The organism is Paenibacillus ferrarius (genome assembly GCF_002027705.1).
Classification (GTDB): Bacteria; Bacillota; Bacilli; order Paenibacillales; family NBRC-103111; genus Paenibacillus_E; species Paenibacillus_E ferrarius.
In genome coordinates, this window is record NZ_MBTG01000012.1 from 429,144 (window position 1) to 445,733 (window position 16,590).

At 44.8% G+C, this 16,590-nt stretch carries 13 protein-coding genes; 5 read left to right on the plus strand and 8 right to left on the minus strand.

Features of this window, described 5'->3' with window-relative positions; genetic code table 11:
* Window positions 1-56: 56 nt before the first annotated feature.
* Genes BC351_RS15270 through BC351_RS15290 form a run of 5 tightly spaced genes read right to left on the minus strand, consistent with a single transcriptional unit; the run spans window position 57 to window position 6,347 of the window.
* Window positions 57-2,375 (minus strand): S-layer homology domain-containing protein, encoded by a 2,319-nt coding sequence (locus BC351_RS15270; protein WP_079413433.1) that lies wholly within the window; start codon window positions 2,373-2,375, stop codon window positions 57-59.
* Between the two features lie 47 nt (window positions 2,376-2,422).
* Entirely contained in the window at window positions 2,423-3,988 is a 1,566-nt protein-coding gene (locus BC351_RS15275) for a DHA2 family efflux MFS transporter permease subunit (protein ID WP_079413435.1), read from the minus strand.
* 11 nt (window positions 3,989-3,999) lie between these two features.
* The gene (locus BC351_RS15280; protein WP_079413437.1) at window positions 4,000-5,316 is read right to left on the minus strand and encodes an efflux RND transporter periplasmic adaptor subunit; all 1,317 of its coding nucleotides are present in this window, start codon (window positions 5,314-5,316) and stop codon (window positions 4,000-4,002) included.
* A 21-nt stretch (window positions 5,317-5,337) separates the two neighbouring features.
* Window positions 5,338-5,997 (minus strand): HlyD family secretion protein, encoded by a 660-nt coding sequence (locus BC351_RS15285; protein ID WP_079413439.1) that lies wholly within the window; start codon window positions 5,995-5,997, stop codon window positions 5,338-5,340.
* Window positions 5,994-6,347, minus strand: a complete 354-nt coding sequence (locus BC351_RS15290) for a MarR family winged helix-turn-helix transcriptional regulator (RefSeq protein WP_244209004.1) — start codon at window positions 6,345-6,347, stop codon at window positions 5,994-5,996. Before BC351_RS15290 ends, BC351_RS15285 begins: the two co-directional genes overlap by 4 nt.
* Before the next feature lie 304 nt (window positions 6,348-6,651).
* Here BC351_RS15290 and BC351_RS15295 point away from each other — a divergent pair, with 304 nt between their 5' ends.
* A complete protein-coding gene (locus tag BC351_RS15295; protein ID WP_079413443.1) occupies window positions 6,652-7,101 on the plus strand; it encodes a MarR family winged helix-turn-helix transcriptional regulator in 450 nt (149 codons plus the stop codon).
* Window positions 7,102-7,400: 299 nt separating this feature from the next.
* On the opposite strand, the gene BC351_RS15300 is transcribed toward BC351_RS15295, so the two are convergent.
* The 3 genes from BC351_RS15300 to BC351_RS15310 all read right to left on the minus strand — a co-directional run bounded on the left by BC351_RS15300 (window position 7,401) and on the right by BC351_RS15310 (window position 10,238).
* Window positions 7,401-8,069: a hypothetical protein gene (locus tag BC351_RS15300; protein ID WP_079413445.1), complete on the minus strand. Its 669-nt coding sequence runs from the start codon at window positions 8,067-8,069 to the stop codon at window positions 7,401-7,403.
* A gap of 159 nt (window positions 8,070-8,228) precedes the next feature.
* Window positions 8,229-9,383, minus strand: a complete 1,155-nt coding sequence (locus tag BC351_RS15305) for a murein hydrolase activator EnvC family protein (RefSeq protein WP_079413446.1) — start codon at window positions 9,381-9,383, stop codon at window positions 8,229-8,231.
* Window positions 9,384-9,659: 276 nt separating this feature from the next.
* Complete coding sequence (locus BC351_RS15310) at window positions 9,660-10,238, minus strand: TetR/AcrR family transcriptional regulator (protein ID WP_079413448.1); 579 nt, start codon at window positions 10,236-10,238, stop codon at window positions 9,660-9,662.
* 378 nt (window positions 10,239-10,616) lie between these two features.
* Here BC351_RS15310 and BC351_RS15315 point away from each other — a divergent pair, with 378 nt between their 5' ends.
* Genes BC351_RS15315 through BC351_RS15330 form a run of 4 tightly spaced genes read left to right on the plus strand, consistent with a single transcriptional unit; the run spans window position 10,617 to window position 16,572 of the window.
* Window positions 10,617-11,276, plus strand: a complete 660-nt coding sequence (locus BC351_RS15315) for an HlyD family secretion protein (protein WP_079413450.1) — start codon at window positions 10,617-10,619, stop codon at window positions 11,274-11,276.
* A gap of 20 nt (window positions 11,277-11,296) precedes the next feature.
* The gene (locus BC351_RS15320) at window positions 11,297-12,613 is read left to right on the plus strand and encodes an efflux RND transporter periplasmic adaptor subunit (RefSeq protein WP_079413452.1); all 1,317 of its coding nucleotides are present in this window, start codon (window positions 11,297-11,299) and stop codon (window positions 12,611-12,613) included.
* A gap of 11 nt (window positions 12,614-12,624) precedes the next feature.
* The gene (locus BC351_RS15325; protein ID WP_079413454.1) at window positions 12,625-14,190 is read left to right on the plus strand and encodes a DHA2 family efflux MFS transporter permease subunit; all 1,566 of its coding nucleotides are present in this window, start codon (window positions 12,625-12,627) and stop codon (window positions 14,188-14,190) included.
* Window positions 14,191-14,241: 51 nt separating this feature from the next.
* A complete protein-coding gene (locus tag BC351_RS15330) occupies window positions 14,242-16,572 on the plus strand; it encodes an S-layer homology domain-containing protein (RefSeq protein WP_144028403.1) in 2,331 nt (776 codons plus the stop codon).
* Window positions 16,573-16,590 lie beyond the last annotated feature (18 nt).

A 16,590-nucleotide genomic window follows, 5' to 3' on the forward strand; every position in this document is an offset into this window, starting at 1 on the left:
GGAGCCACGCGATTTCGCGGGCTCCGTTTCATTTCACCATAAAATTTTAAAAGGGTTTATTTTAATTCCGCAATAAATCTGTCTACTTCGCCATTCGGTGTATTCACAGTTTCGTAGACCTTAATCGAAACGTTGTTTTGAATTTGGCTTTGGGTAAGATTATTGAAGCTTAGCGATTGGTTGCCGCTCACCAAACGATTTGTTCCGGTGAAAGGGAAGGAACTTGAACCAAGTGAACTTCCGGAACCATCAACCAATTCAAATTTCAACTTGGAGAAGTTATTATCCACGATGACTTCAGAATCACGTGTAATGTCCATATCCAGATTTAATTTATACGTATAGGATAATGTCGGAGAAGCCAGTTGGGATAATGTCCAGCTTTTGATGTTCAGCTTGAATGGATATAAGGAAACATTGTTATGATCATTGTCGGTTTGCGAGCTGACATTGTAGCTGGCAATCGTAGATTTATAGGTTGAAGAACCATTAGTCGGTTGTCCTTGTCCAGCCCCTGACAGGACGCCTTGCACATTCAATTTGTACTGATCACTTTGGTCAGTGGATGGAATGGTATAGCCATAGCTAACTACGACTCCTGTTCCAGGAGCAATATCGGAAGTACCCATTGTTTGTCGGTTGCCCGTATAGGTGTAACCATCTTTACCCGTTAAATCAGCGGCAATCGCTGGTACCGGAATGGGCTTATCGCTTTTATTGACCAGTTTGAATTTAGCAAGACCGGTCTTATTTCCGGTTTCTTCGTTATTCGTCACATGCAATTCTTCAAGCGATACAGCCAGATTGGGATTGATGAACTCATTTCCTTGCTCGAAGACCATTGGTGTACCGAAGGTATAGTTGCCTCCAGCAGGAACTGTGCTTGTATCTGTTCCTCCATTAGCAGGAAGTCCAAACCCGATGCGTCCGGTATAGTACTGAATCGGTGTTGTCTGGCCTTGTTTCAAGAAGCTTTCAGGCGTAAGAACATAGAAGGCATTCAATTGCGTATTCGTATCGGTTGTGATCGCAAAATGAATATATTTCTGCTCGCCGGCATTGAGGCTTATTGGGGATTCTTCAATCCTTTTTCCAATAAAAGATTGCCCTTCCGATTTCCCGCTAAGTGTGAAATCGGGAATGGTTTCAGCATAACTTCCTGAATTTTGGACTTTAACCTGCACGATATACGTTGGCGATTGCCCAGTGAACTGCTTGGACATACTTGTAGCCGAATATTTCAAAGATGAAGTCACGCCAGGAAGCGCAAAGGTAGCTCCCCAATTTCCTAATAGGGCGGAGTCCTTAATAACAGCATCTTTACCGCGCCATACAATCGAATCAACGGGAGAATCCGCAAGCAGTGTTTCCTGCTTAGGATATACCTTATCATTCACATCGATCCACAGGATGTCGGTTAAATTTACGTCCGACTTAACATTGATATCAGCCATATAGCTGAGTGTCACATCGCTCTGCGGCAGAATCGAGTGGGCATTGCTTGCGCTTGGCACTAACGTATAGTCCGTGCCGTCAGCCGTTTTGACACGGAGTTCATAGTCGGGAATCCGTATCGTGGAACTGGACGAATTGGTCAGCTTAACGACGGTCCCAATTTTCCAACCGTCTGTTGTTTTTTCCTGCAGCATACTTTTGACTTGAGCCTGTGAGCCACCAGGGAGGGTGTAGGCTTTCATTTCATCTACATGAATCTCTGCATGTTGACCAGGCACGAATTGCTGCTTGGCTGCATAAGAGGAAGTCACCAGCAGGTCGCGTGTGGCAGGTGCGATCCCCCCGAATGTACCGTCAGCCAAGTTCCCGAGCAAGTTCAATTGAATAGCCAGCGCAGCGTAGCCCTTGGCCCAATTCGAGACGGTGCTGTCATTAACTCCAGCATTCCCTTTGGCCTCAGCATCCTTATTCAATCCGCGGATTAGGAAGGCGGCCAGCTGTTCTTTCGTTACTTCACCTGCTGGGTTATACGTGCCTGGGCCAAAGCCATCTGTAAGGTTAGCGGCTTTCAGCGCTTCGATATAGGGCAGGGCATAGCCGTTAGCCGGATCAGTGCTGCTCACATCGCTGAAACTGGATACTTTCAAAGAAGAATCTACCTTCAATCCGAAGATCAAAGCAGCTACTTTGGCAAATTGGGCACGGTTCATTTTATCATGAAGACCAAAGAGGCCATCGCTGACCCCATCAAAAATACCCGCGGCAATCATCGCATCAAATTTAGCCTTCGTTGCGGAATCAAGCTGATTTAAATCACTGAAATCTGCGGAGGTTTTAGGGGCGGCTGCACCTAGAGCTGCAGATGAAAACAAAGTAAGGGCCATTGTGGTGCTCATGATAACTGATAAACTTTTCTTCATTTTCGTACTCCTCTCAAAACTCGATTTGGAATCTGGATATAAATCATTTACTCATTGATATCCTTTGTCGCTTTTTTTCTCTGGATAAAGAAAAGAACGAAAGGGATACATATAAAAGCAGGAATCGCAGAAATATAAAAAGTGTCAGCAATGGATCTGACCAATGATTCTTTTTGCATGAAACCGGCTAGATAAGTAGCCGCAGTACCTGAGGCTGTTGCCATGTCGATCGACCACGAATAAATGGCGCCGGAAAGCATGGATACGGTACTATTCGCGGTAATTGAATCGACAGGTACACTATCGCTGATATGCTGAAAGTGAATAATCTGGCGATTGCTCATGAGCGCCGTAAAGATGGCAATCCCTAGGGATCCAGCAACCTGCCGAACCACGTTGGATAGGGGAGAGGCGTTGCCGACCTGCTGCGGTGATACCGCACGCATGCCTGCTGTGGTCAGCGGCATCATACAGAGTCCGATTCCAATCCCGCGGATCGTTAATATTGTATTGAGCCAATGGTTAGGCGTATCCGTCGTCAGATGATGCAGATCCAGCGTCGTGACACCTAGGATGGTAAGACCTGTGATACATAAGGGGACAATCCCAAATTTATCTGCCAGTTTTCCACTAATCGGCATCATCAGCGCCATCGCGATGGATTGAGGCATCATCAATATTCCGGTCTGCATCGCAGTAAGACCTTGTATGTTTTGCAAATATAACGGGGTCAGAAACGTACCGCCCATCATACCCATCATAACCAAACTACCTGCAATAACACTAATGGTAAATTTTAAATTTTTAAAAAGCTTTAAGTCAAGAACAGGCTGCTCGACTCCGAGTTCTACCCAGATCAGCAGCAGCAAGCTGAAAAAAGCGGTGAAAAGCAGGCTAATGATGAATAAAGATGTCCATCCTTGTGATTGTCCCTTGCTTAGAGCGAGCAGCAAGCTCCCAAAGAAGATCATAGATAGAATAGCCCCGGTTAAGTCAAATTTCAATCCTTCTCTGCGGGGAGATTCTTTCAGCAGAACCTTTCCAAGTACTACGGCAAGAATTCCAATGGGTATATTGATGAAAAAGAGCAGCCTCCAGCTGTAATTTTGGATCAGATAACCACCGAACGTTGGCCCAAGTGCAGGGGCGCACATCGCTGCTACCCCCCACAAGCCAATTGCTGTACCGGTTTTCTCCCTAGGAAACGTCGTATAAATAATTGACATCCCGATTGGCATAATAAATCCGCCGGCAAAACCTTGTATAATTCGGAACAAGATCATCGTACTAGAGCTCCACGCCAGGCCACAAACTACGGAAAACAATGTGAACCCGGCTACAGAGTAAATAAAGATGTTTTTATTTCCGAATTTGGCACCGAGAAAGCCGCTCATCGGAATAACCATCGCAGATGCCAAGGTATATCCCGTAATGACCCACTGCATCGTATTGATATCCGAGCCGAAAACGGCAACGAACTTGTTCATGGCTACATTCATTAAGCTGCTGTTGAGAACGGCAACGAAGGTCCCCATGACAATAGCGATAAGCGACAGCCACATTTTGCCATTGCCTTCTGATTCTTGTTGTTTAACTGCCGATGTTTCGGCCATAGCTGCGCCTCCTATTCGGCTTTTACCTTCGTGCCTTCAGCGATCTTGTCTGTAGGATTCACGACGATTTGTTCATTAGCTTTGAGTTTATCGTTAGGCAGCACGTACGACCAATCCTGATTTTTCTCCTCCGTTTTTACTTCAACGAGGTGGGCTGTATTGTCGTCTGCTGTGTACAGATATTCTTTTTGATCCTTTTTAATAATGGCGCTCTTCGGAATTTCCAAACGGCTCTCCTGAGCAGCATCCAGTTTAACTTCAGCCACCATTCCTGCAAACAGCAAACCATCTTTATTGTCTACTTTCACTTTAACAGGGAATGTATTGCTGTTCGCGTTAGCGACGGGGCTAACGAAGAAGATCTCACCTTTAAAGGTTTGGTTCGGCAGGTTCTGTATTGCAACGTCTACTTTTATACCAGCCTTTACTTGCGTGATTTGGCTATCGGATACACTCAATTCCACCTGAACCTGGTCCATATTGACAAGAGAGAGGACCTGTACACCAGGCTGGGCAAGCTCACCTATAGAGATGCTTTTTTTGACAATAAGCCCGTCTATCGGGGCAGTAATCGTAGCATTGTTCAATCCGCTGTTCGCAAGCTCTAAACCTGCATTTAAACGATCAACATCCGCCTGAAGCGCTGAAATTGTGTTATCCGTCGGCCCGATTTTGGCTAATTGCAGCTTGGCTTCTGCTCCTTGCAACTGTGCTTCAGCCGCTTTTTGCGCACCTTGTGCTTGCTCGCTGCTGGCTTTCGCCTTTTCATAATCGAGCGTGCCTTTATCCAAATCCTCCTGAGTCACCCCAGAATTGCTGTCGTATGAATTTCTTAAACGGTTATAAGTGCTGGTAGCAAGTTCTAATCCCGCTTTGGCTTGCTCCATGGCCGCGGTTGCCTGTTGGTAAGCTCCTTGAGCTGCGCTCACTGCGCTTTGAAGTCCTTGAATTTCCTGTGAACGGGCACCGGCTTTCGTATCAACAAGTTTGGCTTGCGCCGCAAGGAGAGAAGATTCGGCTTGTTTCACTTGTTGATTTAAATCGCCTGTTTCCAGCTGAACCAATACATCGCCTTGTTTAACTTTACTGCCTTCTTGTACATTTACACTGGCTACTTTGCCAGCTACTTTGGATACAATTTTAATATCCTGATCTGGAATGACTTTACCGCTTAAACCTGCTGATGCAGGCTGTCCCAGCTTCATGACATGGATCGGGACTGCGGTGGAATCCGCTTGCCCTGAGACTTCAGCACCACATCCAGGAAGAACAGCAATGGCTGCAATTATGAGAATCGCTGGAACGATTAATTGATTTCGTTTACTCATCGTTGACTAACTCCTCTTCTTTTAGTTGCCCTTCAAATGAATTTTGATCGAGGAGCTGATTCCTGGTGATAAATCAAGCCCTTGGTTGTCATCGATTGCAATTTTGATAGGGATACGTTGCGTTACTTTGGTGAAATTCCCGCTAGTGTTGGTAGAAGGCAGCAGCGAAAAAGTCGACGCCGTGGCCTTGCTGATTTCTTTCACTTTGCCTACTAGCACTTTGCCAGGGAAATTGTCCAAATTGATTTCTACTTTTTCGCCTTCTTTGATTTTATAAATCTGGGTTTCCTCAATGTTGGCCGAAACGTACAATTTGCTCGTATCGACGACCATCGCTACCGTTTGACCAGGTGAGGAGACCTCCCCGACTTTAACCAACGTTTTGATGACAGTTCCTTCAATAGGCGACCGTAGTGCCGCTTGATCGAGGCTGCTTGTAGGCAAATTATTGTTGTCCTGCTGTCCGATAATCTGATCGGCAAGAACATGATCTCCTTCGTTGACTTGCAACGAGGTCACTTTTCCGGTAATTCGCGGCATGACTTTGTAGATATCTCCGGCAAGTCTGGAATCATCTGTAGAAAGATAGTTCTGTCCTTCATACCAAAAATAACCGCCGATTCCTCCACCGACAACTACCAAAGCTGTCAATATGATATACAACATTACTTTACGCTTCATGATTTCTCCTCAACCTTCTTTTCCAATTGTCTAGTAATCAAATCGAAAGAACTATGAATGATGATAAGTTCTTCTTCTGAGAATCCATTTAGAAATTTAGAATAATTAGCTTCTTGGAAAAAAGAATTTTCCTCAAACCTTGCTTGCATTTTCTCCGACATATAAATCCAGGTTACGCGGCGATCCGCTTCGTCCTTCACACGATTAATCCACCCATCGCGTTCAAGCCGATCGATGATCCCCGAAACGGTACTGTAGGATAAATCAACGGCATCGACAATCTGCCCGATTGTCTTGGGCTCCTTTTTAACTTGGTACAACGTCATGAATTGGGGAGGTGTTAAACCCATACAATGAATCCTTTTAGCTAATGACTCTTTGTGAGTTCGCGTCAATTGTCTCAAAAGTTTGGCGATGCTCGTCTCAAGATACATCATCACACCTCATTTCCAAAAAAATCTCAACTAAAAATTTGATAGAAAATTATGTTTGCAATATGGACTCCCCCAAACAAACAAGTTGTATCATGAAACTACATTATTGTATTATACAACTTTAAGGCGTGTTGTCAACGTACATTTCTGTACCCATTCTGATTCAAAATTAGGGTAGGGTATGTTAACATAGTTCATATAGCTAATGAGGTGAAAATGTATGAAAATAGATTCATTGGAAAGCATAGAACTTGAATTGGCCATCTTTGTTCGCCGTCTTACCTCCATAACCGCTGATAAAAAATTCGGTAATATTGATCGATCTGCTTATCTTTTGCTGCACCAAATATCCACGCATGGTTGTGCCGGTGTGAAAATGCTAGCAGAAATATTCCAATTGGACATTTCGACTGTTAGTAGGCAAGCTGCGTCATTAGAGCAGAAGGACTATGTATACAGAATACCTGATCCACAAGATCGTAGAGCTTATACCTTTCAAATAACGGATTTAGGAAAACAAGAGTTAGAGGAATATAAACAGGCAAGATCGATCAGACTTAAGAAAGTGTTAAAAGAATGGACAGAAGACGAATGCGAAACATTCGCGCAACTGTTAAAAAAATTCAATCTTACGATCAATGAAATTCGTGCCAAAGAGCCCAATTCGTAATCATTGGGCTCTTGTTTGGCATAGGGCTTGGGTGATGCAGTCCCGCTAGCTCCAACTGCTTAATATAAACCTGCAATTGTGCATCTTTTTTGCTCTTGGAGCAGCCTCAATGATGAAATTCCTGCGTTTGTGCAGGTTTTTGAGGCTTTTTTTGAATCAGAGGCTGGAAAAGATGAAAATACCTGCACACTTGCAGGCATTTACACTTTATAACCGAATTCATCTGAAAATTCCTGCACTTTCGCAGGTTTTCTTGCGCTGAACATAAGCGCTATCTTTGTAGATGGACTCTGACACAGTTAGATGTCTTCCGATAGCGCAAGCGCACCCTCTTTGACAATTCCCTTTAAATTGAGCATGGAAAGATTGATGTAAATCGTGCCGTCATAAGTAAAAGCACCGGTTCCTTTGGAATATTGGTTATTGGTAGTAATTAAGGTGACAAGCTGACCATTAAGACTCAGCTGAACCAAGGGTTCATTCCAGCTGATAGTATAGAAGCTGCTTACAGTGGAGAGCGAGACATACTGCGCTCCGTCCACTTGGATCAGGCCAAAATCGCCTGTGCTTTTCTTCGTTTTCTCATCCTTCAGGCTAAAACTAACCGATTTGATAGCCTGATATCCGCGACTAGGGTCACCGACTGCTGACGGCCCTGGCGTTGCGGATGGTGAAGGCGTTGGAGATGGAGAGGGAAGAGGGGGCTGCTCCTCTTTTTTCTTAAGAGAAATGCCAAGGTCCGCATTAAATGAAACCTCATATCCGGTAGCTTCTCCAAATGCACGTACCGGCAAGTAGGAAGTTCCATCCACAACTATTGCTGGCGTACCGAGTGTTTTCCCTTCAATTTGGAAGGGGAAAGCGCCCTGAATCGTTTTTCCTATCAAACTAGTAATTTCCTCCGCATGTGCAGATAGTGTCGTAGCCACGAGAAACCCGGTGATACCGCCGAGGATGTATTTTTTCAATTGATGCACCGCCTTATGTACAAGTTCTATTTCGCAAAAATAAAGATAATTGCAGAAAGCTATGATTAATAATACGCTATATTGTTTTTGGGCTGCAACTTTATGAAACAAAAAAACCGAAGCCTCGCGTGTTTGCAGGCTCCGGTTTATAGTGTTAGCTTACAAATGTTGGTTATCCAAATATGGGCGAGGATCGATATAGTTCATTTGATTGCCCGTAATGCCTGCTGCAACGGCAAAATGCAGATGAGGTCCCGTTGACTGACCGTCATTGCCGACAACGGCAATGACTTGACCGCGGTTTACTTCCTGACCGACAGAGACATAGATCCCATCTCCATACATATGCCCATAAACACTCATCAAACCATTGGTATGTTTAATGACAACCCAGTTGCCGAATCCGTTGGCTTTTCCTGCGTAGAGCACAATTCCGTTATCAACCGCGACGATGGAAGTCCCAATGGGAGCTCCGATATCGATTCCGGCGTGGAACTCTTCACCGCGGGAGCCAAAATCGGATGTGATGGTATGGGAAGCAGGAACCGGCCAATCCCAAATACCATCGCTCTGAATTATTTTATCCAGCGCCGCTTTAAGTTGTTCTTTGACTTCGGGTGCAAGCTCGGAATCGACTACCGACAAATTTTCGGCATCTTTCTGAGCACTGTCAACTTCATTCAGACTTTGTTGCTGCAATTGCTTCAATAAAGTGAGACGATCTGCAATCTTTTTTTCTTGTTCGGCTTTGGCTGCATTTAGCGTGTTTTGCTGAGCTTCAAGCAACGATTGCTGCTGCTCCAGTTCTTCATTCATCTTCGTTAAATTCGTTTTATCATCCGTCTTTGCATCAATAATTTGCTTATCTTGGCTTAATACCATAATTAGCATGTTTATCCGATTAATAAAATCGCTAAAACTAGAAGATCCTAAGAGCACATCCATATAAGAAGCTGAAATATTTCCGCTCGTATAGATATAACTAAGTCGATTTTTCAACAGTTGATCGCGGGTATCAATATCCTTTTGAACATTGGCTATATTTTTTTGTAATGAATCCTTTTGGATCTTCATTTTATCGATCTCAGGCTGCAGTTCGCTAGCTAATTTATCATATTCAAAAACTTGCCGGTTAATCGATGTGAGCTGACTTTGAATCTCCGTTTGTTGACCATTAAGGGATTGGATAACTTGTAAACGTTGATTATAGCTTGCGATTAAATCTTGGACTGGAACATCAGTTGCATGAACATAATTAAAATTAGAGAACATGATGAGCATGGCTGCGACAAAAACAAGTTTCTTGGATTTCATCTTTTCATCCCTTCCAGCATGATTCTATGAAGTCATGTAGATGAAATTATGAATTTCAACTCTAATAAAAGTGTAAGTCTTCTAGATCAAAGTGTCATTGGTATGTTCTTCCTTTCAAACAACGATCTCCGAATCGTGATGCTGGCGGGGGTGGAGGTTATGAATGTACAGCAGCGAATGAGACGTTGAAGTCAGCTGGGGAACTCAATTTGTGGAACGACAATAACGGAGTCACGCTAGTTTGCGTGCTCCGTTTTCTATTTCATGCATGATATGTTAACTTCGAATGGCTTTATAAATAAATTCAATAACTTCTTTCTCTATAGGGTAATTGGTGCCATCTGTTTGTCCTATGAGGATTTCTAGCATTTCGACTTTTGCGATGGAGGACATGTTCAAGCATCCAAGGATGAAGCGCACGTTGTTCGATGTGGACTCAAATTTAAAGACACCTTTGTCCCTGCCATTTTCCAAAATACCTTTTAATTTATCTGTTGTGGCTTGAATAAACGAAATGATCTTGTCCGATCTTGCACTATTCATGGCTAGTTCTTGTCTAATGATTTGTGAAAGTTCTCGTTCCTGCCGATAAAAGGAAATATAGACCTCTAGATAATTCTGTAGATCTTGCTTTGGATCCCCCGTCTCGGGAAAATAAGGAAGTTTGCTTAGTGGTTCGAGTATGGCAAGAAATACGTTCTCTTTCCCCCCGAAATGATACGAAACAAGCGGCAAGGAAACCCCGGCTTCGTCACAAATTTTTCTAACACTCGTTCCATCATAGCCCAGTTCGGAGAATAGCTTTTTTGCAGACACGATAATTTTATGTTTTACATCAAACTCCTGTTTGCTCATATAGGAATCACCTGCACCTCCGTTTAACAGCTGTTAGTAAAACCTGTCTAGACGAATTTTAAAGGAGATTATAACTTTAGTCAATTTTTTTGAGCTTGCGGCTCCTTGCAAAGGATCGCAGGCTTTTTCGATTGGAACAATTGAATAGTTGGAAAAATTTTATTGACTGCCTAAAAAGAAGGTCATATAATTGCCTTCATAAAGAGTTGAACGATTGTTAAAAACAAACGTTAAAAATAACCGTTAAAAACAATCGTTACAAAATTGACTCATGGGGAGGTTTATTGAATATACTCATGAATTTCCAAAATGAAGCATGATGAAGAGATCTATCGATTTGTTTGCGAGACTTATGCATAAGAAAGTAGAGGAGAAGCCATGAAACGAAAAATTATGTTGTATGTCATTTTAGCTGCTATGGTAATCGCCGGCGGCTCGATCGGGGGTTATTTCTGGTACCAAGGTCAGAATTATATCTCTACCGAGGATTCCCGATTGGCAGGAAATATATATAAAGTGATGCCGCGCATTACTGGCAAGGTGACTTCCTTGCAGGTCGAAGAAGGCGAGCATGTTCTTGCTGATCAGATTATCGGGAAGCAGGATATCAATAGTTTGGCAACGAGCAGTATTGATCAGGCGGCATTGAGATCACCGATAGAAGGCACGGTTATCAAGACATTGATCAGGGCCGGCGAGGTGGCGTCGTTAGGTCAGGCTGTAGCGATGGTCGTAGACACTAATAAATTGTATGTGTCGGCCAATATCGAAGAAACGATCATTAATAAAATCCGCGACGGTCAGAAGGTTGACATCAAATTGGATAATTTTCCAGGCAAGGTTCTGACGGGGAAAGTGAGCGAAATCAGCAAGGCAACGGCATCGACCTTCTCGCTGCTTCCTGCAACGAACACGAGCGGCAATTTCACCAAGGTAACTCAGCGCATTCCGATCAAAATAGCGATTGATGACAACCAAGGTCTTAATCTATTGCCGGGAATCAGCACGACGATCAAAATTCACTTGAAGAGCAATTAAAAATAGAGGAGCCAGTTCATATGAATAAATTAAGCAAATTAATTGTTCCTGCCGTTCTTATGCTTGCTGCCGTCGCTATTCTTCCCGGATGCGGGGCCAAAGAAGCAGCAGAATCGGGTACGTCAGCCGTTCCGGTAAAGGTGATAAAGCTCGGACAGTTTTCAGCTGCAGGCTTGAGCGGGAAAGTTATTCCAGACCAGAGCATCAATATTGTCTCGAAGGTTTCTGGTAAAGTTGCTGAAGTCAATGTACAGGAGGGCAGCAAAGTTAAAAAGGGCGATGTGTTGTTTCAACTTGAAACCAATGAATTAACCCAGCAGGTAAAACAAGCTGAATCCTCCTCCATAGCTGCTCAAGCGAAGCTCGCTGATACACAGGCAGGCGCTCGAACACAAGAGATTCAAGGACTCCAAAGCTCGATAAATGCAGCCCGCGGCGCTTACGAACAAACTACTGCCGCATTGGAACAAGCTAAGGCTGCGCTGGACCTCTCAACAAGTACTTATAACCGTATACGCAATGCCTACGATAGCAGTTCTAATGTATCTCAAGCAGATTTGGATAAAGGTACGCTCGATTATGAAAAGGCTAAAGCCGGCTACGAGCAGGCGAAAGGTGCGCAGAAAACGGCTGAAGCCCAGTTGCAAGGAGCTGAGGCTAAGCTGCAGCTCACCAAAATCGGACCTACTGACAATACGCTCAAAGCACTTCAAGCAGATGTTGACCGTTTGAACGCGAGTCTTGAGCTTGCGAACAGCGGGCTTAGCAATGCGACAATTACGGCTCCGATCGACGGAATCATCGTGAAGAAAAGCATTTCGCCAGGTGAGCTGGCGCAAGCCGGCGTGCAGATCCTCTCGCTTGTCAATATGGATCAAGTCCAAGTGGAGCTGAGTGTAGCGGATAGCCAGATTTCACAAGTGAAAGAGGGCATGACGGTAGACGTCACTATTCAAAACATACCGGATAAGAGCTTTCATGGGGTAATCGCATTCGTTAGCCCGGTTGCGAACACGAACAGCAACTCATTTCCTGTCAAAGTAAAAGTCGACAATAAAGAGGGCTTGCTCTTTGCCGGCATGGTGGCAGAAGTGAAATTGGATGCTGCCCAGCAGAGTCGTGTGGAAGTGCCGAAAAGTGCCGTAGTCAAAAAAGACCAAAAGGAATATCTGTTCACCATTGATACCAATACGGCTCACCTCGTTGAAGTGAAAACAGAAGAGAAGAACCAGGATTGGCTGTATGTGCAGCCTAACGATAAAATCAAAGCCAACCAACAAATCATCGTGAATCCTACAGCCAATTTGACTGAGGGCACGAATGTGAAAGCCGAATAGGAGGCATTCTTATGGCCGATGAATCGGTGGTTACACAACCAAAATCAGAAGGCAACAGTCAAATGTGGTTTTCGCTTATTGCCATCATCATAGGTACCTTTGTCGCTGTGTTGAACAGCAGCTTAATGAACGTAGCCATGAACAAGTTCGTCGCCGTATTCGGTTCGGATCTCACGACTATGCAGTGGATCATTACAGGATATACGCTAGCTTCCGCCATGGTCATTCCGATGAGCGGATATTTGGGGGCGAGATTCGGCAATAAGAACTTATTTATTTATTCTGTAGCCGGTTTTACCGTATTTTCCGTATTATGCGGTTTGGCGTGGAGCGCCAACACCATGATTATGTTCAGGATTATTCAAGGGTTCGCCGGCGGCTTCATCATGCCGGTCGGGATGTCCATTATTTTCACGACCTTTCCCAAAGAAAAAACAGGTACGGCAATGGGCCTATGGGGGATTGCGGCGATGGTGGCTCCCGCTCTTGGGCCGACATTCGGGGGATATCTGATCCAGAATTTCAGCTGGCGGATTCTCTTTTTCATCAATGTGCCGATCGGGATTTTGGCTGTAGTATTAGGAAAGATTCTGATGAAGGAGTCGCAGCGCACATCCGGATTAAAATTTGACACGCCTGGCGCGCTATTGTCGATGGTCTTCTTCGGGAGTCTGCTGCTGGCTTTAAGCAAAGGGCAGTCACAAGGTTGGACATCTTTGTTCATTGTTAGCCTGCTGTTTGTTGCTTTCTTCAGTTTAATTCTGTTGATCTGGGTGGAGCTTGGAGCGAAGCAGCCTGTCTTGGATCTGCACTTATTTAAAAATCTTAAATTTACAGTTAGCGTTATCGCGGGCAGCTTGGTCATGGTGGGGATGATGGGCGGCACGTTCTTAGCCCCGGTCTATCTGCAAAGTATTCAAGGGCTTACGGCCATGCAGACCGGGATGCTGTTGATGCCGCAATCGATTGCGATGGCGGTGATGATGGCCATTAGCGGGAAGCTGGCAGAGCGATTCGGGATTGTCCCAATTTGCATTGCAGGTCTGACCATCCTAGGGGTAACGACCTTGGAATTGCATCAGTTGACGGCGGATACGCCGACCAGTTGGTTCAATCTCATATTATCGATTCGAGGCATCGGAATAGGCGTTTGTATGATGCCGTTAACCTCAGCGGGAATGAACGCGGTGACTCCGCAGCAAGTAGGCAATGCATCGCCGCTTTCAAACGTATGCCGCCAAGTGGCAGGATCACTTGGTATTGCGATATTTACAGCGATTATGAGCAGTCGCCAGGTCATCCATTACCAGCACATTTCAGAAAGTGTGCCTATTGATTCCCTTACGGCAAGCAGCACGATATCTTCGCTCGCCGGAGCCATTTATAGCTGGGCGGTAGATATGACCACAGCCTCGGGTACAGCGACTTCCTATCTGGCCGGTTTCATGCAAAAAGAAGCCTATGTCAGGTCAATTGCAGATACATTTTTTATTTCCGCAATACCGGCTTTTGTATGTATTCCTTTCGTTCTATTATTTATTCAGAGGAAAAAGGCGCCGGCCGAAGTCAAAGAGTAACGGCTGCGCATGCGGTTTTTAAGTTCGAATTATTTTGGGAGGCACAAGACTATGAAGAAGAGTTTATCCGTTATCATCAGCGCGTCTATGGCCGCTACCCTATTCTCAACGGTAGCGGTAGGAGCCGCTTCTCCTAAATCCTCTGTAGATTTCAGTGATTTGAATCAACTGGACGCAGGAACGAAAGCTAAATTTGATGCCATGATTTCCGCGGGCATTTTTGATGGCGTGAGCGACAGTGTGTTTGGACTTCACGATAAAATGAACCGCGCCCAATTCGCGAAGGTAGCCGCTTTGATCTTCGGTTTGAAAGTGGATACTTCACTAAGCGTCTCCAGTTTCAGCGATGTGAGCGCTGCTGATCCTGCCAATGGATATGCCCTTCCATATATCGAGGCGCTGAAAGCTGCGAATCTTACAGATGGCTATGGCAATAACACGTACAATCCGGGAGGCGAGGTAACCAAAGAACAACTAGCTGCCTTCCTGATGCGCGGGTTAAATAAAGAGGCTGAGGCAAGATCGAATGAGGGAGTTAATGACAGTACGGTCTCCGGTTGGGCTAAGGGGTACGTCGCTCTGGCTGTCCAAATGGGTCTGCTCGGGAATCAGATTTCCGGTACGTTCGGCGGGAATTCCCCTGCCACCCGCGATATGCTCGTAACATCCTCCTACGAAGCGAAGCGCCAGTATGTGCCGGGTAGCAGAGCGGAAATTAGTTCTGTGGGCAATACGACTGCAGCCAAGGCAGAAATCCCAGATGAGGTTTCGACTGCTTATTCTTTGACTGCTAATGCCCAAGCTCATATCAAAAGCATCGTACAGGAAAAAACAGCAAATGGTTGGAGAGTTGGGGCTGTGATCAAATTGTCTAATGCGTCCAGATCTACCATCCGAATTCCGGATTATGAGCTTCGCATCCAAACGGCAGATGGGACGGTCTATACCCTGCAGCCGAGTGCTAGCAATGCGAACTCAATTCTTCCGCAGGGCAATGTCACGCTAAGCTATATGACGGATATTGAAATGAAAACGAATATCAGTTTGAGCAAGCTGCTTTGGGTTGATGTCGATCAAGATGTGTATCCTAAACGGGAGACCATTCTAGCGAATGCGGCTATCGATTCAATCGTGTGGCACGGCAATGATGCTGTCATACAGGATCCGGTCTTGTTGGGTGATTGGGGAGCGCGCTTTTCCATCCAAGGCGAAACATCTGCCCTGAAGTATTCAGCCGTGAGCATGTCCAAGCAGTTTACAGGACAAACTCCGACCTATATTGTGGAGGTTCAAGCGAAGAACGAGGGAAGTTACGCAGAAACCATCCCGAATTTTGTCCTTAGCGGGAAAGCCGAAGGCAAATCCTTCATTGGAAAACGAGTGGAAGAAACACCGATTATCATTGAAGCGGGAGGGCAAAAGTCGATTCATTTTGCCATCACGACCGATACGGATACCAAGCTGAATGCCTTCTACGTGCTATCGGCTGAAAGCTTCTTGAAGCAAGGACAGAATGGACCGATTCAATATTACACAGGACGTATTGGATTCAGACTTCCTGCGAATGATGGCGTTGCTACAGGAGCAGTCGGAAGTTCCTATATTTTTGGTACGCCGATGGCCTTCAAGCAAATGAATGATTTCATTAATCCGAGTCTGAATGTGTCCCTAGAAGAACTGCACGTAACGAAAAATGAAGAAAACGGAAATAAAACGGGATTAGCTAAGTTTAAATTAATCAACAAAAGTGATAAGCCAATTCCAGTGCCAACTTTCGGAGCGGAACTAGCCGGCAACGAGGGCAAAACGTATGCAGGAAGCCGGCAAACTGTTAGCACGCAAGATATAGCTCCAGGCACAGGGATCATCGTCAGCTATGGCTTCACCTTGCCATCCACAGAGCAAAGTGAGAATTATCAATTGATTGTGCAAGAGGTGCTGTCAAATTCTGCTTACAAATCTACCATTGCCAGCTACAAAGTAAGCATTCAAAACGATAATGATCATAATAGCATCTCATTCTATCCATTCAAGCTAAACCTGAAAAGCTGGACATTATCGCAATTGACTACGACGGGGACAACTGGCTTTTCATACACGTACAAATTAAATCTGGATATGGACATTGAACGCAATACGGAAGTTGTGCTCGATAATAACTTTTCCAAGATGAAGTTCGAGTTAGTTGATTCATTAGGACGTTCTCTGGGTTCGAGTTCTTTCCCTTTTACCGGGACCAATCGCCTGGTAAGCGGCAGCCAGAACCTAAGCTTCAGCAATCTTACGCAAGATCAAATTCAAAACAAGATTTCCATCAAAGTGTATGAAACCGTGAATACACCAACAGGTGAAGTGAATAGGTTCATTACAGAACTGAAATAAGTTGAAGTTCAGAGATTG